Consider the following 21,911-nt stretch of genomic DNA (forward strand, 5'->3'; position numbering starts at 1 on the left):
TGCGCCGTCTCCAATCCATTGGATCTGGATATTCCTGAGCATTGAGGTCCGTGCCAGAACGGCTCGGGCAAGAGCTGGAGATTTTGGCATGGCGGATGGTGACGGATTTGTTGGGCGCTTCGAGGTTGTCGAGGCGCGACGTGGAAACCGGCGCTGGCCCAATGACCTGAAGGCGCGGATTGTCGCGGAAAGCCTCCAGCCTGGTGCGCGGGTTGTTGATGTTGCGCGTCGCCACGACGTTATTGCGCATCAGCTTTCGGACTGGCGGCGGCAAGCGCGTCAGGGTCTTTTGACGTTACCTGCGGAGCTGATGGCAACTGTGTCTTGCGAGAACAGCAAGCCTGCCTTTGTGCCCCTGGCAATTACGACAGAGCCGCCGCAGACTAGCGACGCATCCAGTTCTGGAGGCGGTCGCGAACCTCGCCATTTTTCTGCACGAGATGATACCTGGCTTATGCAACGCTCGAAGTCAGCAGTTGTGTGGCTCGAAATTTTCGAGACCTTTGCGGGAAAACTGGTACAGGTCGGCTAGTCCACTTTCGTTGTACGCGGCCCATACCCCATGACATTCTCCATCAGTTTTCGCGAAGGTGTTGTCACATAAACGCGGCTTATCTGAACAGCCAGTGGCTTAGTCCGATAGAAAAGAGCTTTTCTTCCTTCACTTCGATGAGAGGTTTCAGCGGGGACACCGGGCGGAGTTTGAAACCACCAAGGCTCCGCAGTTGCTCCAGCGCAATCCCTCTGCGGCACACTACAATCCGTCGGTTGCGCTTCCCCAACTGTATTCGCGTTTTCTTAAGTGAATGTTCACTCGATAGGGTCAGTCTGTTACCGCGGGCAACAATCGCATGGGGAATGTCATGCACAGGCGACGGAGCGGCAATACGGAGATCGCTGGCTGGGGCCATGCCACCGGCCGCGCCATCCTGCGCATCGGCTATTCCGACCGGATGATGGCGCAACTCATCCCTGATATCCTTCGGGTCATCGTGGAGACCAAACAGCTCGAACTGAAGTCCAGCGCCGCACTCTATCTCCAAGGCGCCGGGCGGCAGAAGGCCATGCTTGCCGGTTATTACAACGTGCACTGGTCGCAGCTCGAAACCTATCTCGAGATCAGCCCCACGATACAGGTGGGCCCGGACCCGCAATTGCCGATGCGGCGCATCCTCATTCCGATTGGCGGCGCGCCGGAGGAGCCGATCGGGGCGCTGGCGGTCTATGTCGGGAATGAAGCCCAAGGCGACTACGCGCATCTCGACGTTCTGACGGCGCTGTCCTGGGATATCTCGACCATTATCCTCAGCAAGCAACAGCATGAAACCCTGGCTGCCGCGTCTTCGGCGTCGGCCGGCCGGCCGTTGCAGGTGGGCGAAGGCGATAGCCATGGCCTGCACGAGAACATCTTTCATCTGCTCAGGATGACGATCGACAATTTCCCTGGCGGGGTCTGCGTGCTCGATGAGGACCTCACCGTCGCCATGACCAACAAACGGTTTTACGAAATCCTCGACCTGCCCGCGGAGCGGTTTCCGGCCGGTTGCAGTTTCAAGGATATCCTGCGCTTCAATGCGGCGCGTGGCGAATATGGGCCGGGCGATATCGAGGAACTGGCGCAGGACCGCATTCGTCATGTGAAGCTCTTTCTCGAACATTCGTTTGACCGCGATACCGCGACGGGCCTGGTGCTGGAGGTCCGATCCGCGCCGTCGCCGGGCGGCGGCTGCGTGATCACTTATGTGGACGTGACGGCCCGCAAGACGGCCGAGCGCGAGTTGCTGCATCACCGCGACAGGCTTGAGGAAGTCGTCAGGGCCCGCACGGCGGAAATCGAGCTTCAGGCGCAGAAGCTCGAACGCTTGCTCAACCACGAGCGTCACGTCAATGAGCAGCAGCGGCAGTTCGTGGCCATGGCGTCGCACGAGTTTCGCACGCCATTGGCGATCATCGACGGCGCGGCCCAGCGCCTGACCCGGCGCAAGAGCGAGATGACGGCCGAGTTCGTCGGCGAGAAGGTTGACCAGATCCGTGCCTCTGTGTCGCGCATGGTCAGCCTGATGGAGAGCATTCTGGCCGTTGGCCGACTGGATCATGGCATAATCAGTATCCAACCAGAGAATTGCGGACTGAATGAACTCATAGAGCTCTGTTGCGCGGGCCAGAAGGGCATCAGCCCTTCGCATCGCTTCCATCTCGATCTTGAGGGCCTGCCGGCGACGATCCTGGCCGACCGCTCGGCGCTCCAGCAGGTCTTCACCAATCTTCTGTCGAATGCGGCAAAATATTCGGCCAATGCGCCCGACATTTTCATCACGGGCTGGCAGGAGAACGGTCTGGTCCATATCTCGGTCAAGGACCAGGGTATCGGCATCGACGCCGATGATCTGCCGAAAATGTTCCAGCGCTACTTTAGGGCCCGCACCTCGACCGGCATCGCCGGAACGGGCATCGGCCTCAACCTGGTGCAGCAGATCCTTGATCTGCATCAGGGCTCGATTGTGGTGACAAGCCAGAAAGGATGCGGTTCGGTCTTCACCGTCACACTTCCCGTCGCTGCGCCTGCCGCCAGCAATTCTCCCATCCCAACCATAGAGGCCGCCTGAGGCGGAATATCGGTGTCAGTATGATCACAATCTTATGTATTGAAGACGAAGACCAGATCCGGTCGCTGATCGTGGAAGAACTGGAGGATGCGGGTTTCAAGACGCTCCAGGCAACAAACGGCCGGGAAGGTCTTGAAATGATCAGGAGTAAGTGGCCGGACATCGTCATCTGCGATATCACCATGCCGGAAATGGACGGGCATCAGTTGCTGGCGGATATCCAGCTCAACCATCCGGAATTCTCCAACATACCCTTCATCTTCCTGACGGCACTGGCTGACCGGGAAAACCTGATCGTTGGGCTGCAGGCAGGTGCCGCCGATTATCTGACCAAGCCGATCGATTTCGACATTCTTCTTGCCAAGATCACAGGATGCGTGACCCGCATCGAGAACGATCAGCGTACGGGCCGCAGGTTCTGACAGGTACTAAATCCTGGCCGTGCGCCGCTCATCCCGGCACAAGCGAGCGGGCGAAAGCCATTCGCTACGCGTTCTTCATGCAGGTCATCTCTCGTCTATGTTCTTCGAGTATGCCGTCGATGCCGTCGCCCGGCAGACCAAGCTCCTCTGAGATGGTGATATTCTCGCCGGGCAATTGCGCATCGCGGCACAGGTTGCCAAACGTCGAGATGCAAAGCGTGCGATGGTGGCTTTGGCAAGGCGCATCGGCGTTATATTGCACCGGATGTGGAAGGATGGCACTGAATCTCCATGACAGTCTCATTCGTCGCTAAGCCAGCCTGAACCTCAACATCAGAAACATGTCGTTGCCGTCTGTCTGAGTACAGACTTCAAGGTCCCCAACCGGGACGCGGTTCCGATGATGCCGTGGTCAGGACTGTCGCCGACCTTGGGTCGAGCACACCAATGAGATGGGCACATCGGATTACCGCATTAGACCAGCATCATGTTGGCAGCCACCGCGCTGACCACGGACAGAAGCTTGAATCCGGGGTGATCTCAAACAAAGTCAGGACCAAGCCAGGCATCAGCGGAATGAATCTATCGCCAGAGATACGGCCGCACCAGCCCGTCGAATGACTGCGCTGCTAAGGTCGCCACTTTTTGCTTGACTGGAACGGCGCCGTTACCGAAGTCCTGAGCCTAAATCGACGGACATTAAGTCCAATAATTGTATTGGAACAAATGCCCTTGAGCGGGGTTACTTGAGTTCAGCAACCACGGAGGAAGAGTCAATGAACCATAACAATCACGTCCGCCTCGCCCCCGCCGAACTCACGCCGGCCATACTTGAAGGTGCCACGATCTATGGCGCGGACGACCACAAGGTCGGGAAGTTGGATCACATTCACGGTTCGGGTGCAGGCAGCAAAGCCATTATCGACGTCGGCGGTTTCCTTGGCATCGGAGCAAAGCCGGTCGCCGTTCCGCTCATGGATCTCCAATTCATGCGAGATGAAGATGGTGATGTCCACGCCGTGACGAGCTGGACGAAAGATCAGCTCAAGGATATGCCTGAGGATCGTCACTAAACTTCAAGGCCCGGAACCCAGTGCCGGGTTCAGACTGCTGACAAACCCCTGGCTTTGGCTGGGGGTTTGTGATTCACTGGAGCGCTGGTGCATGGATCGGGAGTTGAGTGTCAGCCGATCTTTGAAGGGATACGGCATCGTAAAGTTAATCGAACATTGGTCAGAACGTGGGATCTGGTGGCATGACCAAATTTCCCCGCGATCCGCTCTACCGCCGCCATCGATTTCCTGCAGAGGTGATTGCCCATGCGGTCTGGCTCTATTTCCGTTTCCCGCTCAGTCTGCGCATGGTCGAGGATATGCTGGCGGCCCGTGGGGTCATCGTGTCTCACCAGACCGTCAGACTCTGGGCTGAGAAATTCGGAAGGCATTTCGCCAATCATATTCGGAAGCGATCAGCCGGCAGGCTTGGTGACAAATGGCATCTCGATGAGGTTGTCATCACCATTGGTGGAAAGAAACACTGGCTTTGGCGGGCCGTTGATCATGACGGCTTTGTTCTCGACGTGTTGGTGCAGAGCCGCCGCAATGCCAAGGCAGCAAAGCGTTTGATACGCAAACTCCTAAAAGCGCAAGGCCGTTCGCCGCGTGTAATCATTACCGACAAGCTACGCTCCTATGGCGCGGCGAAGCGGGAGATCATGCCCGGCGTCGAGCATCGTTCTCACAAAGGCTTGAACAATCGGGCGGAGAACTGCCATCAGGCCGTCCGACGACGCGAGAAGATCATGAAGCGCTTCAAGTCAGCGCGACAGCTCCAGCGTTTCGCTTCCATCCACGACCCAATCGCGAACCTCTTTAACGTTCCCCGCCATGATATTCCATCAGCCCACCATCGCGAACTGCGAGCAGCAGCCATACAAGCATGGCACCAAATTGCATGCCTTCACGCCGAATGAACCAGTGCTTCACGCCCAGATGTTGGTTTCAAGGCGTTAAGTTTACAGCGCCCCAGCACCAGCACCTCAGCATCCGGGCGAGCGGTCGTGATAGCCGATATCACATCGGCCAGCGCGAGGGGTGCCGCGCGCCCGGATTGTATCGCAGTATCGACGAGATCCGGCACTGAGGCAAGAGCATTGTCCCAGCGGATCCCCAGCAACGCGCAGAGCTCCTTAACGAATGGCATGGTGATTTTTCCGGATTGGCGCGTCAGCATTCGTGTGGCCAGAAACAGCTTTCCGGCAGGACCGGGATCGTCGCCGGCGACGGTCAGCAAGACCGCGTCGCGGAGCGCGCTTTCCTCTTCATTGCGGCCGAGCATTTTCGCGGCGACCGCGGCCGATTTGAGGGCAAGTCGATCGCACCAGCAGCCAATCCACGGCGGGTCGGCGCGGACCAGATCGTCCAGCGATTTCAGGGCGATGCCGGCGGCGAAGGCGGCGTCGGTCTCGTTGATCCAGCCCGGTAGGCGGGGCGACCAAGCGGGGGCCGTCGGAGCGGAGGGCGCGAGCGAATCCATGCGCCGGAGTGTAAACCAGGCGCGCAGTTCAAGCCAGAAATACCGACTTAAACCGCACGCCGTGTCGTTATAGAATTATGTCCGATAATGTTGCATTATCGGACATATTGCTCATTATAGAGAAATGGCCCAAATCATCGAGCAAAACAGCGAAAATCACGTCGATGAGACCTCAGCGTCGCCTCTCAGCACAGGGGACGAGCGCGATGCTTCCGCGCCGGAGGTGTCGAGCGACAGCCCCCTCCCCTCTCTAGTCGTTGAGGAGTCGACGCCTGCCCATCTCGCAGGCCTCGCCGATCGGGCTCGCGGCTATGTCGAAGCCGCCAGTTCCGCCAACACGCGCAAAGCGTACGCCGCCGACTGGAAGCATTTTGCCGCTTGGTGTCGGCGATCCAATCTGGCTCCCCTCCCGCCACACCCGCAAACCGTCGGGCTCTACATCACCGCCTGCGCCTCCGGCACGGCCGAGCGAGGGGCCAAGGCTAACTCTGTTTCCACGATCGAGCGCCGCCTTTCCTCCTTATCATGGAATTATGCGCAGCGCGGGCTCGTCCTCGATCGCAGGGACCGGCACATCGCAACCGTTATGGCCGGCATCCGCAACAGCCATGCCAGGCCACCCGTCCAGAAGGAGGCGGTCATGGCCGAAGATATCATCGCCATGATCGAGACGCTTGATCGCGGCTCTCTGCGCGGCCTGCGCGACCGCGCCATGTTGCTCATCGGCTTTGCCGGTGGCCTTCGCCGCTCCGAAATCGTCGGTCTTGATCTGAAGGCCGACCAGACCGAAGACGGTCGTGGCTGGATCGAAATCCTCGACAAGGGCATGCTCATCACCCTGCGCGGCAAGACTGGGTGGCGAGAGGTCGAGGTGGGTCGCGGCTCATCCGACGCCACCTGTCCTGTCGTCGGGATCGAGACCTGGATCAAGTTCGCCAAACTCGCGCACGGTCCCCTCTTCCGTCGGGTCACGGGACAAGGCAAAGCGGTTGGGCCAGAACGGTTGAATGACAAGGAAGTGGCTCGGCTGGTGAAGCGGGCCGCGATGGCGGCCGGCGTTCGCGGTGATCTCAGCGAGATCGAGCGCGCGTTTAAGTTCTCCGGTCATTCGTTGAGAGCGGGCCTCGCTTCTTCTGCCGAAGTCGACGAACGCTATGTCCAGAATCAACTCGGTCACGCTTCTGCCGAGATGACTCGCCGATACCAGCGGCGGCGTGACAGGTTCCGCGTCAACTTGACCAAAGCTGCAGGATTGTGACCCAACCAGCAATCCGTCAGCAACAACTTCAGACGAGTATGCGGATCCCTGATCGGAACCTGTCGTCGCCATAGTGATGAAGCCGCGTATCATGGCGCCGGCATAACGACCGAGCTCTCAAAGGCTAGTCGGGACGACCCGGCCAACCAACCGGGTTGCCGACTGCCGGAATTCCTACTGCTTTGAGAGGGTGGCTGAGGTGCCGCCCTTATCGTCGGTGTATTTGTATGAGGCGCCTTTGCCACTGGCGGTAATGACCACGCGACCAAGCCCGCTCGGACCAACGTTCATACTGATCGTTTTTCCGGAGAGCGTTGCGCTGCTTACGCGAACTGACTTTCCAGCAAAGCGGTAGGTCGGCGTTCCGCTCTTCGGCACGCCGATGACGATGGCGTTACCTTTCGGCGTTTTACCAGTGTACGTCCCAGCGAGATCACCGAATTCTGCGGCGAATGAAGATGCCGTGGCTGTAATGAAGATGATCGAAGCAGTTAGAAGTGTGCGCATGAGCGTCCCCGTGAAACAGTTGCAGCCGAAGCGTAGCGCGACGTTGTAAAGCTGCCGTCACCCAATTGGGTGAACCCGTCTTCTTCAGCCATGTCTGGGCGGCAACTTCGTGCTTCGATAGCTCATCGTTCTTGTCGACATTTAACGACAACGATCATTTTCGCCTGACATGCCGATCTTGATAAAGCTCTGGGAATATGTTCACTTGCGGCAAATTACTCCCGTTTTGAGTGCCTCCGTGTCAATCGAAGATGATATTTACGAGGCCGCATTTCTCCCTGATCGCTGGTCCTACATCCTTCACAAAATGGCTGTCAGCGTCGGCGCGGAAGGAACGGTGCTGGCAAATCCGAGCAATCCAAAAGTTCCTTGGATCGCCAGCGATGGCGTGCGCCGTCTGTACGATGATTTTTTCGAGCAGGGATGGGCCTATGACAATGCCCGGACTCACGCTCTTTTGAACATTCCCCATCAAGGCTTTATGAGCGACGCTCAACATATGAGCAATGACTGGATGGCTCAGCAGTCGATTTATCGCGATTTCCTCTGGATCCGCGGTTTTGGGTATGCTGCAGGAACAAAGATCAAGGTCCCGAGCGGCGATGCGATTGTATTCTCGGTCGAGAAGCGCCGGGATCTCGGGCCTGTTCAACAACATGACCTTGATACGCTGGACAGATTGCTGCCACATCTGACGCGAGCGATACTTCTGGCTAGCCGGTTTGAGTTTGGTCGCATAGAGGCTGCAATTCAGGCGCTGGAAATTGCTGGGCTTCCGGCGGCAATGATCCGTGACGACGGAAAGGTCGTGAACTGTAACGCGAATTTCGAGACGTTCTCGCCCCAGATTCTGATCGCCGGACGCGATAGACTGCGCTTCAGGGACAAGGCGGCTGACGTTTTCTTTGAAACCTTTCTCTCGGCCGACCGCGCAAACGCTGGGCATTTCAAACATGGTCATTCCTTCCCGATCCCGGCCACAGACCTCGCCCCTCCGGCAGTCATTCACGTTGTTCCCGTAAAGGGATTGGCGCGGGACATATTTCTGCGCACGGCGTTTTTTCTCATCGCGACACCACTCAATCGCCGAGCCGCGCCCTCAGTCGAGATCATCCAAGGGCTTTTCGATCTCACGGCGACCGAAGCGAGGATCGGCAGGCTTCTCGTATCGGGCGCCACTATCCGCGAGACAGCCGTTGACCTTGGGACGAGCTTCGAGACCGTCCGATCCCACGTCAAATCAATCCTGGCAAAGTCCGGACTGCATCGACAAGGGGATTTTGTATCCGTGGTATCCGCTATGGGCTTGATCGCACAGAACCGCGACGATGACGGGAAATAATGCTTCGATGAGCAGAGCTAGTGGCACCCTTCCTCCAAACACTGTTTGTTGGCATCTCACTTGATCAGGCGCATCGACGTCGAAGCCTCTGCCCACCTACATAACCCCCGATAAGTACCTCTTATCGGAGGTTAGTAGATCCACCGGTTGACCAACCGCCGCAGCCGCCTTATCCTCGGCCAAAATCACCCGTTATATGGAAGCGCATCATGAGTACCACCGTCAAGGTTTCCGAGGCCAAGGCCCATCTGTCCGAATTGCTCGTCCGGGTCGAAGCCGGCGAAGACGTGATCATCTCGCGCGGAAACGACCCGATTGCCAAACTGTCCCGGATCCGCAGGGAAAACGATCTTCAGCTTCTGGTTAACGAAGTGCGGGCCGCCCGTGGCCGGGCAAAGTCCTCTTCTCACGATGAGATCATGTCCTGGCGGGACGAAGGTCGCCGATAATGTCCTTCGTCATTGATGCATCCCTGGTAGCGGCCTGGCTGCTACCGGAAGAGTATAGCGATGCGGCCGAGACCGTTATCGCCTCGATTGCGGAGCCCTGCCCTGCGCCGTCACTGTTCTGGTTCGAAATCCGCAATATTCTGGTCATGTCGGAACGGCGTGGACGGATTGCTTCGGGAGGCGCGCTACTTGGTATGGAGCGGGTTCGACGGTTGCCGCTTGATGATGCCGGAATCGGGAGCGACGGTTCGATCCTGCTTCTGGCTGCCAATCATAACCTAAGTGCCTATGACGCGGCCTATCTTGCCCTGGCCATCAACAGAAACGTGTCCCTGGCCACACTCGACCGCAAACTTGCCGCCGCCGCCCGGAAAGAGGGGGTAACCGTGCTCGGCCCTTACGCGCATGGCGACTGACAGCTCAGTTCTCGTCTCCGCCCGAGCCAAACAACTCGACACGATCGCCGCCGTGCTGCCGATCGACCGGCGCGACGAGCTGGCCGAACTGCTTACTGACCAGGATGTCGAGACGCTGCGCCATCTGGTCAATGAGGGGATGGGCGAAAACACGCTGCGCGCGCTCACCTCCGACCTCGCCTATCTGCAGGCCTGGTCTTTCGCCGCGACCGGCGCATCCCTCCCTTGGCCCGCGCCTGAAGCACTGCTGCTGAAATTGGTCGCCCACCATCTCTGGCAACCCGAACAGCGCGACATCAATCCTCATCACGGCATGCCAGCCGATGTCGAGCAAAGCCTGCGCGAGCAACGCTTCCTTCGGTCCTCCGGGCCCCATGCACCCGACACCGTACGCCGGCGGCTTGCCAGCTGGTCGACGCTGACAAAATGGCGCGGCCTGAACGGCGTCTTCTCCTCCTCCTCGCTAAAATCCGCGATACGCCTCGCTGTCCGCGCGACGCCGCGGCCGAGGAAACGCAAGAGCGCCAAGGCGGTGACTGGCGACGTCCTGGCAAAGCTGCTCGCGACCTGCAGCACCAATAGTCTGCGCGACATTCGCGACCGGGCAATCCTGATGGTGGCGTTCGCCTCCGGCGGACGGCGTCGCAGCGAGATTGCTGGCTTGCGAAGAGAGCAGTTCACGGTCGAACCGCCAATCGTCGTCGAAGGTGTCCCTCCCCTTCCCTCCCTCTCCATCCATCTGGGTCGCACCAAAACGTCCGGCTCCGAGCACGATGAGGTGGTCTATCTGACGGGCCGGCCCGTGGATGCGCTCAACGCCTGGCTTGCGGCCGGAAGAATCGAGACGGGGAGCGTTTTTCGCAAGATCGATCGCTGGGGAAACGTTTCGAAGCGAGCGCTGGAGCCGAGTGCGGTCAATGCGATCGTCAAGCAGCGGGCGGCGCTCGCCGGGCTCCAGCCTGGGGAGTTCTCCGCTCATGGGCTGCGATCCGGATATCTCACTGAGGCCGCCAATCGTGGCGTTCCTCTGCCAGAAGCCATGGAGCAGTCGCGACACCGCTCGGTGCAACAGGCCTCTAGCTATTACAACAACGCGACCAGGCGAACAGGCCGCGCCGCACGGCTTCTATGATAGTTGTCGCCCTCTTTCGTGAAGGCAGAGGGTTTGTTGCCGGCTGTCCGCTTTGAGCCGAATGGACCACTAAGCGGCTCAGAACCAGCTGAGTCACAACTTGTTTAAGGTGTATGGCTACACATCGTCACGGTGAAGCGATAGCGATCTCTTTTAGCAGGTCAATGAATGCGCTGGTGCGAACCCCCTTCGGGTTCTGGTTTAGATCTACGGTCTGCACGACCACCAGCCGCTTTGATGGCACGACGGCAATGATCTGTCCACCGTAGCCGGAAGCGTAGAATGCATTTGGACCCCAAGTATCCTCTGGAAGCGTCCACCACATGTAGCCATAGCCCTGCCGTATGCGCTTCGCCCATGAGTAGGCAGTCGTCGATTCCCTGACCCACGACGCCGGGATGACCTGTTTGCTGCCCCACCTCCCTTCATTCAGAAAAAGCTGGCCAAAACGGGCGGCATCGCGGGCGCTGAGCCGAATAGGATAGGCGGGATGCTGCGACAGCTTTTCGAAATCGTATCGGCCGTCCTTGACCGAGAAATCCTCCATACCGATCGGTCCAGCGATCCGCTTCTCGAAGCTCACAAAGATATCTTCGCTGGTTTGTTGTCGGTAGATCGTCCCCAGAACGTTAAAGTCCCAGTTGTTATAAAACCAGAACGACCCGGGTGGGTGACTTCCGCGTGTAGGACGCTTGCGCTTGATATCAGCAGTCTCGTGGGCCGCAGGATGGTAGATACCCGACCGCGACATGAGCAGATCACGCACTGTCGCGGTTTTTTCCTCGGCCGTAAGGCTGGGAGTATTGTCGTCAATGCCAAGTTCGGAAAGGCGGGCCGAAAGCTTGACCCGACCCTCGGCAACCGCACTGCCAAAAAGAGCGCTGAGCAGGCTCTTGCGAACGGATGCCATATTCACTTTGCGCGCGATATCGCCCCACCCGGCGACCACCTGCCCGTCCTGGACGATCATCAGCGCTGTCGGTCTCAGTGTTTTCGATTGCAGACGGGCCGCATCGAGCCGCTTCGCGGACCATCCGGCGGCCACCGGATCGACCTTTTCCCACGTCTGGGCTCGGGTCGTGCCTGCAACGAGAATAACGAGGACAAACAGCAATGTAGAACGTCGAATGAACATAGCGTCTCCCTCTCCAACCACAGTGTGTGCATCCAATAATGGCGGCTTTCCGGCGCGCCGATACGGCAGGCAACACATGTCGGACCATGTGTGTGAAAAGGCGAACACCAACGGGCTAAGTCGGCTCCAATCCTGCCGCCTCTGTGAGTTGAACCAACGGCGGGCTCCGGGCGAACCGTCAAGCGCTTTAACTGGCAGCAAACGGGCCGATAGCAGCCATAGTTCAGAGGCGTTCACAATGTCCGGTGTAGGTGCAAAGTGGCCGGAGCTGGGCGCCACAGAAGTGCTTCAGGCTGTTTTCGACAGTGATCCGTCTATACACTGGAATCAACCTCATCTGGGGTATCAAGAAGATCCTCATACCCTTCCCAGGTAGCCTTGTCGGAAACCCAAAACCGTTGAAGCTGTTTCCACTTGCTGTCGGCAAGGACCCGCATTTTCGCGATCTGCTCCAGTTGTGGCCGGGACAGGAGCAGATTGTCCATTTGCTCTATTTTGAGTTCGATTCCGTCTTCGGCATCATAGAAGACGCGAAATAGCTGCATGTCGCCATCGAGGACAAACATTAACACCATCGGGTTGCCTTCCTCGTCCTTGGTCATAATCAGCTTGTCTGTCGGATAGCCACCGGTTGCCATACGCAATGTGCTGTACACGACTTCATGCATCACTTTTCCATCCTATTGCACTGACGAACGACAACCCTATAGGAATTGCGTTCCTCTCGTAAATCACTGCCAGTAATAACTAATCTGCGTTATACGTGGCGGTTTTGCCGAGGGAGATCGGTCCCCGCTTTCACCTCGCGGCGCCTCTCTAATCGGCCTGTCGGTGTGAAGCTCCGCTCAAACTTTTTCCAGGGCTGAATGAGGCAAGGATTTCGTTAATAATTGGCCCAAACCGGCGCCATTTTCAAAAGCCTACGCTCCAGGACCCCAAAAGTTGCCAGCCGGAAACTTTCCAGAGTTGCGCTGACTTTTTCGTTTTTCTGGCGGCAATGTGCATTTTCTGTGCCTTAAGCCGATGCCCTGCCCGGTGTCGAATTCGCGCGAAGTAGTGCGAACAACATTGGGCCGAGTGAAAACTCCCCTCGCCGCGCTTTGGCAGTCAGATCTCTGAGGTAGCCGCCTGCCGAGTTGATATGACCGCCTCGTTCAAGAATGCACGCTACAGCGATCGCCGCGCCTACTTGGCCCATCGCTTCACACGCGTCCTCATAAGCAGATGGACTAACGCCCAACATCGACCGGACGGTCACTGCCGCGGCCGTCATTTCACGCCAACTTCCAATCGAGCCGCCCCTTCCGAAGTTACCGATTTCGGGGCACGCTCGCAAAACCATCGATAGCGGGAACATCTCTGGTTCGTCTTTCTGTAACACCCGTTTGGCTTTCTCAGGTTTATCGCCCTGCTTCTTTTCGAAGCTAGGTTCAAATTCATTGCAGGATTCGGTATTTGAATTCTGTATGTGGCAGCCAAATGCGTTGTCATTGCCGTCGGTTTTCGAGGTATTTTCCTGAGTTTCCAACATCCTAGAGACCTCCTCGTGGAGGAGTGTCATTTCATCAAGGCTAGACGTTAGATCCTGCAACGTAGGTCGCCGCGAAAACCGCCCGACGATATCTACAAAGCATGCCTCGGTGGCTACCCAATCACCAGGCAAGGCCTCCTCTAACCCGACAGTAATCAGTTTACGGACATCTCGCCGAAGGATAGTGAGGCGATCTTTCATGATGCGGAACTGGCGCTGTCTAGCTGCAACCTCTTGGGCCAAAGCTGCGAACTCACTGGCACGTGCAAGGAGCGGGGCGAGGCTAAACCCATAAGCGTCCTCAATATTGCCCCCATCGCTCTTTCGCGCGTACCGCTTGCCATTTGGGCTATCTTTGCGGATTACGATACCGGCTTCTACCAGGGCGCCCAGGCACTTGCGCAAGGTTGTCCCGGCGATCCCGTTCGCACGAGAAGATAGTTGAGCGTTGGAGGGAAAGACGATGAGGTTTTTCTCGCTGTTCAACTCATTGGATGGAAAGAATGACAAAAGGGCATTCAATACTGCAAGAGCCCTGTCCTGAAGGCCGAGAAGCGCCCGGGCGTCACCTACATCGCGGAAGACCCGCCACTTGTCGACGGAGCCTTTCGTTACGGTTTGCTCTGTCCTAATCTGGCGCTTCACCAAGGCAAGCGTCATCGGCCGCCGCCCAAAAGGCGTCGTGATATAACCTGTTTCCATGTCCTTTTACCTCTCACAAGGCAAAGAAAAGGCTACGCCGGTGTGGCGTTGACTCTTGACTGTGATTCCAGGAAGTGCGATTCTCTAAGCGACCAAACTGAGAGAGGCCTTCTGGAACACCGTTTCGGAGGGCTTTTTCTTTGCTCTATCGGCACCTTTCTTCGTTGCGATTCACCTACTGCTTCGACTTCTTGAATGAAGCGTAGATCTCGGGGAGAGCCGACATGAGGTACTCGCCGAATTCCGGCGCCGCCTTTTTGTCGATCATCAATGTCAGTGTTCGTCTATCATCGCGGAAGCTCGCAGCCTTGACGCCATCGTCGGCTTGCCAAACCTCTGCCTGAACTCTTTCTTTCTTGGTCTTCTTTGGCGCGACTGCTTCGAACAAGCGGGCGAAACGCTCGTCTGAGGCCAAAGAACTGATCGCGGCATCCGTAAGTAAGACACGCGCTTTCTCTGCTGCTCCGTCTACCGCAAGTCGCGAAGAAAGCTCATACCAGCGATCACGGCCGGTCTTCGGGGCCGCGCCAATCAGACGAATGATGTCGGCCGGCAATTGGGTCGCTGCCTGGATCAATCGCGAAAGATTGCTTTTATCGACAGCAAGCGCGGCCATAATAACAGGGCGTTGGTACCCACTTGCTTCAAGCTGAGCGGCATAGAGCGCCCGCTCTATGAAAGAGAGATCTTGGCGCGCACTGTTTTCCTGCCCCTGAGCCAGCACAAGCTCGTCATCCGTCAAATTTCTGACGGCAGCTTTGATCTTGAGACCGGCCGCTTTGACCGCTCGCAAGCGCCTACGGCCATAGGCTATTTGATATCGCCCCTCAGTCGTCGGATGGGGACGGACAAGAATTGGAACCTGCTGCCCATTCTCTCGAATGTTGCGAGCAAACTCTTCGAACTGAGATCCATCTTCGTCGAGACGGTCCGTTACCGACGGTGCGTCGATCAAGTCCGGATCAATCTCTGTGAGGCCCTGTGATTTCAGCGCTTCGATGGAGCGCGACACTGCGCCGATAGCACCCCTCGGAGCGTATTGGGGAGGAGGGAAGTCAGAACCCTTAGCCTCGTCTCCGCTTGCTGCTGCCGACGTAGGCATCTTCAAGTCCGAAAGGAGATGTTTTCTAGCCATCATTTTCCCCCTTGGCGCATTTGTAGACCGATGATTGGTCACGCAAAAAACGCGCCCGATCCGAAAAGTTTCCGGCTGGCAACTTTCCGTTAAATGAAGAATCTACGGTACTCGCCCGAACCGTCATTTGCGGCCCCACGACGATTGAATCAGCTGCTCTATCTCACTGTTCACGTTATCGAGAGATTCCATTGCCCTGTCGTAGGTAGCTCTTGTAAACTGTTCGCGGCTCACTTCGTAGAGCGTCTGCTTCGTGATCCCGGCGTCTGAAATCGCGGTGCTCTTGAGCATCGGATGATTCAGGACATGGTCGCCGAACATCGTGCGCATAAACGACACCATCTGATTCTGCGGCCCATCGCCTGGCTCATAGCGCGTGACGAGGTAACGCATCCAATCGTAGTGCATGCTGCCGCCGGCATCCGCGACGACACTCAGAAGTTCGGAGGTCATCAGCAGAAACTGGCACATCGACATCACGTCGAGCATCTGGGGGTGGACTGTGACAAGAACCGCTGTCGCAGCGCAAAGGGCCGAGATCGTCAAAAAGCCTAGTTGGGGAGGGCAGTCTACGACGACGACGTCGTAGTCATCTGCCACAGAGGCGATCGCGTCATCCATGCGCGTAAAAAAGATGTCCTTGCGATCGTTTGAGCCGAGAACCTTGGCAGTATCATGCTCGAACTCCATCAGCTCAAGATTGCCCGGAACAAGATCAAGGTTTGTAAAGTACGTCTTCTTGATGACGTCCTTCATCGGGCGACGCTCTCCATCGTATCGGACTGCGCCGTAAAGCGTCTCGTTGTCTTTAACATCAAACTCGGGCTGGAACCCGTGTAGGGCCGACATGCTGGCCTGCGGATCAAGATCGATCGCAAGAACGCGATATCCATTGAGGGCGAGGTACTGAGCAAGATGGGCTGCCGTCGTGGTCTTCCCGCTGCCACCCTTGAAGTTTACCGCCGTTATGACTTGGAGGTGCTCACGTCCGCTGCGACGCGGTGAGTACCGCCGGTCACCTTTGCCGTTTTCGTCGAGATATTCGCGGAGCGCTTGGATGGTCTCGACGGAATATGAACGACGATTGTTGTTGCCGATTTCCGGCTGTGGTCCTTTGCCCTCGATGGATAGATGTCGGAGGTAACCATCATTCACGCCGATGAGCTTCGCAGCCTCTGTCGATGAAAATGATCGAAGCGTCTTTCTAGCCTCGGGCGGATAGAGTTTCACACGATGTTCGTGAAGCGCGCCCGAGAGATCTCGCGCGTGCGCCGCTATCAGTTTATGGATAGCCTTCTGAAGCTGAGCGGGATTTTCCACGACGTCCTCTCGTACACACGGTAAATTTCGTACAAACACCTTTTTGCCGTCGATACGACACCTCATTCCCGCCCGATTTGCAAGATTTTTAAAGTTAACAAAAGGTTAACGTGGCCCGGACCTCGGACCGAAAACTCGTTTAATCCTTAGATTCCCGCAATTTACCCCGTAATGTATTGGCCGTCCTCGATGATCTTTCCTGTGGCTCAATGGTGGCCATAGACGCTTAGAAACCGGCCGACCAACCGAATCGAGACCAATCTGACGGAATCACTTGCCGGTCGCGACCCACAAATTTGTACGTGGACATCACAGCGTCGTGCAGCTCTTTTCGCTCGCGAACCAATCAGCGAGGAGAAAGCCACAAATGCTTCAGTCGCATTCCCGCCTAGTGCGCAAGCTTCAGGAAGCACTTGGCGACCGCCTTTGTGTCGCCCTTGACGACCCCAGTGTCGTGGAAATCATGCTCAACCCCGATGGAAGGGTTTTCATCGAGCGGTTAGGGCAGGGTATTGCGCCTGCGGGTGAAATGGCCGCGACAGCAGCCGAAACCATCATCGGCACGGTCGCACACGCTATTCAATCTGAGGCGGACGATGAGCGGCCGATTATTTCGGGCGAACTTCCCATTGGGGGGCACCGCTTTGAAGGGTTGCTGCCCCCGGTTGTCGCGTCCCCAACGTTCACGATCCGGCGCAGAGCCTCCAGGCTGATCCCACTCGACGACTATATCGCTGACAAAGTGATGACAGAGGCACAAGCGACAGTGATCAGGAGCGCTATCGCGAACCGGCTAAACATCGTGATTGCAGGAGGTACGGGCTCAGGCAAAACGACCCTCGCCAATGCGGTGATCGCTGAAATCATAGCTTCAGCACCGGATGACCGCATGGTCATTCTTGAAGATACCGCGGAAATACGGTGTGCGGCAGAGAATGCGGTGTGCCTGCATACCAGTGACACGATCGATATGGCGCGGTTGCTCAAGAGCACCATGCGCCTCCGTCCTGACCGCATCATCGTTGGCGAAGTCCGCGACGGCGCCGCACTGACGCTGCTGAAAGCCTGGAATACCGGCCATCCCGGTGGCGTCACCACCGTCCACTCCAATACCGCCATGTCTGCCTTGCGTCGCCTGGAGCAACTGACAGCCGAAGTCAGTCAGCAACCGATGCAGGCTGTGATCGGCGAGGCCGTTGATCTTGTCATCTCGATCGAGCGCGCGGGGAGGGGGAGACGGGTACGAGAGGTCATCAATGTGGAGGGCTTCAGCGGTAGCAGGTACCAGACCGAACACTACGCTCAAATTGATGAGGACATTCATGCCGCATAATCGCTCATTTCGCCTCGGAATGCTCGCTGCGCTGTTTTGCGTGGCACTCGCAGCGCCAGCCCTTGCCAGTTCCGGTGGAAGTCTTCCCTGGGAAGGGCCGCTTGAACAGATCCAGGAGTCCATCACGGGGCCGGTTGCCGGAGCGATCGCGTTGGCCGCCATGGCGATCGCCGGCGGAATGCTGATCTTCGGCGGCGAACTCAACGATTTCGCGCGACGCCTCGTCTACATCGTACTGGTCGCCGGTATCCTACTGGGAGCCACGACAATCGTAGGCCTGTTCGGTGCGACCGGAGCATCGATCGGCATTGCTGCCACAAGTTTGCCAGGGACCGTTTCCCAGCCTATGTCCGTTGCAAGAGGGGAGGGGGCCAATGGGTGAGCCGCATTCCGCTCTCCAACGCAATCGCATTCACCGCGCTCTTTCACGACCGAACCTGCTGATGGGGGCAGACCGGGAGCTCCTGCTTGTCACAGGGCTGGTGGCGATCATCCTGATCTTCGTCGTGCTCACCCTGTATTCAGCGCTGTTCGGCATCGCCATCTGGTTCGTGATCGTCGGCGCACTGCGCATGATGGCAAAATCCGATCCCCTCATGCGTCATGTCTACGTGCGGCATTTGCGCTACCGGCATCACTACCTGCCCACGTCTTCGCCGTGGCGGCGTTTTTAGAGGTGCAATGATGGTCGCTTTGCGTTCCCTTCGCCCGTCTGCACCGTCGTTCGCCGATCTCGTGCCCTATGCCGGACTGGTCGACAATGGGATCATTCTTCTCAAGGACGGAAGTCTCATGGCGGGATGGTATTTTGCCGGCCCTGACTCCGAGAGCGCCACGGATTTCGAGCGCAACGAACTGTCCCGTCAGATCAATACGATACTTTCACGGCTAGGTTCCGGCTGGATGATCCAGGTCGAGGCAGTGCGCATTCCAACGACTGACTATCCTTCTGCGGAGCGCAGTCATTTTCCAGATGCTGTCACTCGCATGATCGATGATGAGCGGCGCAAGCACTTTGAACAAGAGCGCGGGCATTTCGAGAGCCGGCATGCACTCGTCCTGACATATCGCCCTCCCGAGCGCCGACGATCTGGCGTCACGCGGTACATCTACTCGGACACTGAAAGCCGGACGGCGACCTATGCCGACACGGTGCTCGACAGTTTCAGGCGCTCCACACGAGAGATCGAGCAGTACCTCGGCAACGTCATCTCGATCGAGCGTATGCGAACGCGTGAGGTACCGGAACGCGGTGGCGCCCGTATTGCCCGCTACGATGAGCTGTTCCAGTTCATCCGGTTCTGCATCACCGGTGAAAATCACCCGGTCCGCCTACCTGAAATTCCCATGTATTTGGATTGGCTAGCGACTGCGGAGCTGGAGCACGGCCTTACCCCGAAGGTTGAAAACCGGTTCCTCAGCGTGATTGCGATCGACGGTTTGCCGGCCGAGAGCTGGCCAGGCATCTTGAATAGCCTCGATCTCTTGCCGCTCACCTATCGCTGGTCGTCGCGCTTTATCTTTCTGGATGCTGAGGAAGCAAAGCAGCGGTTGGAGCGCACCCGCAAGAAATGGCAGCAAAAGGTACGGCCGTTCTTCGACCAACTCTTCCAGACGCACAGCCGATCGGTTGACCAGGACGCAATGGCCATGGTCGCGGAAACTGAAGACGCGATCGCCGAGGCTTCTTCGCAGCTGGTCGCTTATGGCTATTACACGCCGGTGATCATCCTATTCGACGAAAGCAGAGAAAAGCTTGCCGATAAAGCCGAGTCCGTTCGACGGTTGATCCAGGCTGAAGGGTTCGGCGCGCGGATCGAGACGTTGAACGCAACTGACGCGTTTCTCGGGAGTTTACCGGGTAACTGGTACTGCAACATCCGGGAACCGCTGATAAACACCCGCAACCTTGCCGACCTCATTCCCCTCAATTCCGTCTGGTCGGGCAGTCCACTGGCGCCGTGCCCATTCTATCCACCCGACGCGCCGCCACTGACACAGGTGGCCTCTGGATCGTCACCGTTCCGACTGAATCTTCACGTGGACGATGTCGGCCATACGCTTATCTTCGGTCCAACCGGTTCCGGCAAGTCAACGCTTCTGGCGCTCATCGCAGCGCAATTTCGCCGGTATCGGGGTGCGCAGGTTTTCGCCTTCGACAAAGGCAACTCCATCCTGCCGCTGGCGCTGGCCGTGGATGGCAATCATTATGAAATCGGCGGCGAGGCAGGGGAGGGGGCTAGGCTTGCCTTTTGCCCTCTCTCCGACCTCTCGACCGATGCCGACCGCGCCTGGGCTTGCGAATGGATCGAAACACTCGTCTCCCTGCAGGGTGTCACGGTCAACCCGGACCACCGAAACGCCATATCTCGGCAGATCGGTTTGATGGCGGGGGCTCCAGGCCGGTCGCTGTCGGATTTTGTGAGTGGCGTGCAGATGCGGGAGATCAAGGACGCGCTGCACCACTATACTGTTGACGGCCCCATGGGCCAGCTTCTCGACGCTGAACAGGATTCGCTGACCCTCGGTCAATTCCAGTGCTTCGAGATCGAGCAACTGATGAACATGGGCGAGCGAAATCTCGTCCCCGTGCTGACCTATCTGTTTCGCAGGATCGAAAAGCGGCTCACGGGGGCACCAAGCCTCATCATTCTCGATGAGGCTTGGCTGATGCTCGGCCACCCGGTTTTCCGCGACAAAATCCGCGAGTGGCTGAAGGTGCTGCGAAAGGCAAACTGCGCCGTCGTTCTCGCCACTCAGTCAATTTCGGACGCAGAGCGCTCGGGCATCATCGATGTCCTGAAGGAATCCTGCCCAACCAAGATCTGCCTCCCGAATGGGGCTGCCCGCGAGTCCGGGACACGAGAATTCTATGAGCGCATCGGCTTTAATCCTCGCCAAATCGAAATCGTCGCAGCCGCTATTCCAAAGCGGGAATATTACGTGACGTCGCCGGACGGACGCCGCCTTTTCGATATGGCGCTGGGGCCGCTCACCCTCTCCTTCGTCGGTGCTTCCGGCAAAGCCGACCTCGCTCGGATCCGGGAACTTCTCTCAACTTACGGCAAAGACTGGCCGACCCAATGGCTCAATGAAAGAGGGATCAATCGCTATGCTTGACCATATCCTATCGCTCAGAAGAAAATCAGCGACCGTTGTCATTGCAGCGTTTGTAACCGGCGCTTCCACACCAGCATTTGCTGGCTCAGCGACGGGCGCTGCAACCGAGTGGACACAGCTTGCCAACAATGCACAGCTCGTCGACCTTCTTAAAAGCTCCGGCCTGCAAGTCGACAATCAGCTGACACAGATCAGTCAGTTGGCCGAGCAGATCCAAAACCAGCTGAACATCTACGAAAACATGCTGCAAAACACGGCGCAGCTGCCCGATCATATCTGGGGGCAGGTGGAGAGCGACCTCAATCAGCTCCGCAGTATCGTCGATCAGGGACAGAGCATCTCTTTCTCGATGGGGAGCGCAGATGATGTGCTGAAACAGCGCTTTCAATCCTATGCTGATCTTCAGACTGCCGCCGCCAACGGGACGGACCTATCCTCGAACTATGCCCGTTGGTCAGATACCAACCGCGACACCATCGCCAGCACGCTCAAGGCTGCAAGCCTGACGGCTGACCAGTTCGACAGCGAGGAGGACACGATGGACTCGCTCCGAAACATGTCGGAATCGGCCGATGGTCAAATGAAAGCTCTCCAGGTCGGCCACGAAATTGCGGCGCAGCAGGTTGCGCAAATGCAGAAGCTGCGTGGTCTCGTCTCCCAGCAGATGACGATGATGGGGACGTGGCTGCAAAGCGAGCAAACCGACAAGGATCTCGCGCAGGCAAGACGGAAGGAATTCTTCGGCGGCGCAGCACCGTCCACCTCCGGCGGCGAGAAGATGAAGGTGGAATGGTGAGAACGAAGCTAATCTTGATCGCAATCGCAACGTCGCTCGCCATTGGCAGTGCCGGTCTATGGTTCTTGATTTCCGAGAAACAGGGCGCGCAGAACCGACGCGCAACGTTTTTCGGCTCGTCGAAGACCTACCCGACTTCTGGCGGAGAGAAGATGAAGGTCGAATGGTGAAC

24 protein-coding genes are annotated in these 21,911 nt (G+C 57.6%); 16 read left to right on the forward strand and 8 right to left on the reverse strand.

What is annotated here, in order from left to right:
• Positions 1-88 precede the first annotated feature (88 nt).
• From tnpA to HGO38_RS28625, 3 genes are all read left to right on the forward strand, one after another.
• The gene (gene tnpA, locus HGO38_RS28615; protein WP_250959204.1) at positions 89-532 is read left to right on the forward strand and encodes an IS66-like element accessory protein TnpA; all 444 of its coding nucleotides are present in this window, start codon (positions 89-91) and stop codon (positions 530-532) included.
• A gap of 331 nt (positions 533-863) precedes the next feature.
• Positions 864-2,606, forward strand: coding sequence for a sensor histidine kinase (locus HGO38_RS28620; RefSeq protein ID WP_250959205.1), 1,743 nt, complete (start codon positions 864-866; stop codon positions 2,604-2,606).
• Between the two features lie 20 nt (positions 2,607-2,626).
• Positions 2,627-3,028, forward strand: a complete 402-nt coding sequence (locus HGO38_RS28625; RefSeq protein WP_250959206.1) for a response regulator — start codon at positions 2,627-2,629, stop codon at positions 3,026-3,028.
• Between the two features lie 64 nt (positions 3,029-3,092).
• On the opposite strand, the gene HGO38_RS31295 is transcribed toward HGO38_RS28625, so the two are convergent.
• Entirely contained in the window at positions 3,093-3,332 is a 240-nt protein-coding gene (locus tag HGO38_RS31295) for a hypothetical protein (protein ID WP_502941658.1), read from the reverse strand.
• A gap of 472 nt (positions 3,333-3,804) precedes the next feature.
• Between HGO38_RS31295 and HGO38_RS28635 the strand changes: the two genes are divergently transcribed.
• A complete protein-coding gene (locus tag HGO38_RS28635; RefSeq protein ID WP_250959207.1) occupies positions 3,805-4,101 on the forward strand; it encodes a PRC-barrel domain-containing protein in 297 nt (98 codons plus the stop codon).
• 182 nt (positions 4,102-4,283) lie between these two features.
• Complete coding sequence (locus HGO38_RS28640) at positions 4,284-5,000, forward strand: IS6 family transposase (RefSeq protein WP_250959208.1); 717 nt, start codon at positions 4,284-4,286, stop codon at positions 4,998-5,000.
• Here the strand turns inward: HGO38_RS28640 and HGO38_RS28645 are convergent.
• Complete coding sequence (locus HGO38_RS28645) at positions 4,988-5,563, reverse strand: DUF1403 family protein (RefSeq protein WP_250959209.1); 576 nt, start codon at positions 5,561-5,563, stop codon at positions 4,988-4,990. The genes HGO38_RS28640 and HGO38_RS28645 overlap by 13 nt on opposite strands.
• Before the next feature lie 124 nt (positions 5,564-5,687).
• Between HGO38_RS28645 and HGO38_RS28650 the strand changes: the two genes are divergently transcribed.
• On the forward strand, positions 5,688-6,821 hold the full coding sequence (locus HGO38_RS28650; RefSeq protein WP_250959210.1) for a site-specific integrase: 1,134 nt from the start codon (positions 5,688-5,690) through the stop codon (positions 6,819-6,821).
• Between the two features lie 174 nt (positions 6,822-6,995).
• Here HGO38_RS28650 and HGO38_RS28655 read toward each other — a convergent pair whose 3' ends face one another.
• Positions 6,996-7,328, reverse strand: coding sequence for a hypothetical protein (locus tag HGO38_RS28655; protein WP_250959211.1), 333 nt, complete (start codon positions 7,326-7,328; stop codon positions 6,996-6,998).
• Between the two features lie 238 nt (positions 7,329-7,566).
• Here HGO38_RS28655 and HGO38_RS28660 point away from each other — a divergent pair, with 238 nt between their 5' ends.
• The 4 genes from HGO38_RS28660 (at position 7,567) to HGO38_RS28675 (ending at position 10,667) form a co-directional block, all read left to right on the forward strand.
• Positions 7,567-8,670, forward strand: coding sequence for a helix-turn-helix transcriptional regulator (locus HGO38_RS28660; RefSeq protein WP_250959212.1), 1,104 nt, complete (start codon positions 7,567-7,569; stop codon positions 8,668-8,670).
• A 209-nt stretch (positions 8,671-8,879) separates the two neighbouring features.
• The gene (locus HGO38_RS28665) at positions 8,880-9,119 is read left to right on the forward strand and encodes a type II toxin-antitoxin system Phd/YefM family antitoxin (RefSeq protein WP_156629858.1); all 240 of its coding nucleotides are present in this window, start codon (positions 8,880-8,882) and stop codon (positions 9,117-9,119) included.
• Positions 9,119-9,535 carry a type II toxin-antitoxin system VapC family toxin gene (locus HGO38_RS28670; protein WP_156629859.1) on the forward strand — a complete coding sequence of 139 codons (417 nt, stop codon included), beginning with the start codon at positions 9,119-9,121 and terminating at the stop codon, positions 9,533-9,535. Before HGO38_RS28665 ends, HGO38_RS28670 begins: the two co-directional genes overlap by 1 nt.
• Positions 9,525-10,667, forward strand: a complete 1,143-nt coding sequence (locus HGO38_RS28675) for a tyrosine-type recombinase/integrase (RefSeq protein WP_156629860.1) — start codon at positions 9,525-9,527, stop codon at positions 10,665-10,667. The genes HGO38_RS28670 and HGO38_RS28675 overlap by 11 nt, the downstream gene beginning before the upstream one ends.
• A 127-nt stretch (positions 10,668-10,794) precedes the next feature.
• Here HGO38_RS28675 and HGO38_RS28680 read toward each other — a convergent pair whose 3' ends face one another.
• The 5 genes from HGO38_RS28680 to repA form a co-directional block, all read right to left on the reverse strand.
• Positions 10,795-11,802, reverse strand: a complete 1,008-nt coding sequence (locus HGO38_RS28680) for a serine hydrolase domain-containing protein (RefSeq protein ID WP_156629861.1) — start codon at positions 11,800-11,802, stop codon at positions 10,795-10,797.
• 314 nt (positions 11,803-12,116) lie between these two features.
• A complete protein-coding gene (locus HGO38_RS28685) occupies positions 12,117-12,473 on the reverse strand; it encodes a hypothetical protein (RefSeq protein WP_250959213.1) in 357 nt (118 codons plus the stop codon).
• Positions 12,474-12,817: 344 nt separating this feature from the next.
• Positions 12,818-14,035 (reverse strand): plasmid replication protein RepC, encoded by a 1,218-nt coding sequence (repC, locus tag HGO38_RS28690; RefSeq protein ID WP_156629863.1) that lies wholly within the window; start codon positions 14,033-14,035, stop codon positions 12,818-12,820.
• Between the two features lie 175 nt (positions 14,036-14,210).
• Positions 14,211-15,170, reverse strand: a complete 960-nt coding sequence (repB, locus tag HGO38_RS28695) for a plasmid partitioning protein RepB (RefSeq protein WP_156629864.1) — start codon at positions 15,168-15,170, stop codon at positions 14,211-14,213.
• Positions 15,171-15,293: 123 nt separating this feature from the next.
• Complete coding sequence (gene repA / locus HGO38_RS28700) at positions 15,294-16,490, reverse strand: plasmid partitioning protein RepA (protein ID WP_250959214.1); 1,197 nt, start codon at positions 16,488-16,490, stop codon at positions 15,294-15,296.
• A gap of 367 nt (positions 16,491-16,857) precedes the next feature.
• Here repA and trbB point away from each other — a divergent pair, with 367 nt between their 5' ends.
• From trbB to trbK, 6 genes are read left to right on the forward strand one after another with little or no spacing between them, the layout of a single operon-like run.
• Positions 16,858-17,823, forward strand: a complete 966-nt coding sequence (gene trbB / locus HGO38_RS28705; protein WP_156629865.1) for a P-type conjugative transfer ATPase TrbB — start codon at positions 16,858-16,860, stop codon at positions 17,821-17,823.
• Complete coding sequence (locus HGO38_RS28710) at positions 17,813-18,205, forward strand: TrbC/VirB2 family protein (RefSeq protein WP_156629866.1); 393 nt, start codon at positions 17,813-17,815, stop codon at positions 18,203-18,205. Before trbB ends, HGO38_RS28710 begins: the two co-directional genes overlap by 11 nt.
• On the forward strand, positions 18,198-18,497 hold the full coding sequence (locus HGO38_RS28715; RefSeq protein WP_015647762.1) for a conjugal transfer protein TrbD: 300 nt from the start codon (positions 18,198-18,200) through the stop codon (positions 18,495-18,497). Before HGO38_RS28710 ends, HGO38_RS28715 begins: the two co-directional genes overlap by 8 nt.
• Before the next feature lie 10 nt (positions 18,498-18,507).
• A complete protein-coding gene (locus tag HGO38_RS28720) occupies positions 18,508-20,943 on the forward strand; it encodes a conjugal transfer protein TrbE (RefSeq protein ID WP_250959226.1) in 2,436 nt (811 codons plus the stop codon).
• Positions 20,936-21,739, forward strand: a complete 804-nt coding sequence (trbJ, locus tag HGO38_RS28725) for a P-type conjugative transfer protein TrbJ (RefSeq protein WP_250959215.1) — start codon at positions 20,936-20,938, stop codon at positions 21,737-21,739. Before HGO38_RS28720 ends, trbJ begins: the two co-directional genes overlap by 8 nt.
• Positions 21,733-21,909, forward strand: a complete 177-nt coding sequence (trbK, locus tag HGO38_RS28730) for an entry exclusion protein TrbK (protein ID WP_024897947.1) — start codon at positions 21,733-21,735, stop codon at positions 21,907-21,909. Before trbJ ends, trbK begins: the two co-directional genes overlap by 7 nt.
• Positions 21,910-21,911 lie beyond the last annotated feature (2 nt).

The sequence above is a fragment of the Rhizobium sp. CG5 genome (assembly GCF_023701945.1).
In the GTDB taxonomy this organism is placed as follows: Bacteria; Pseudomonadota; Alphaproteobacteria; order Rhizobiales; family Rhizobiaceae; genus Allorhizobium.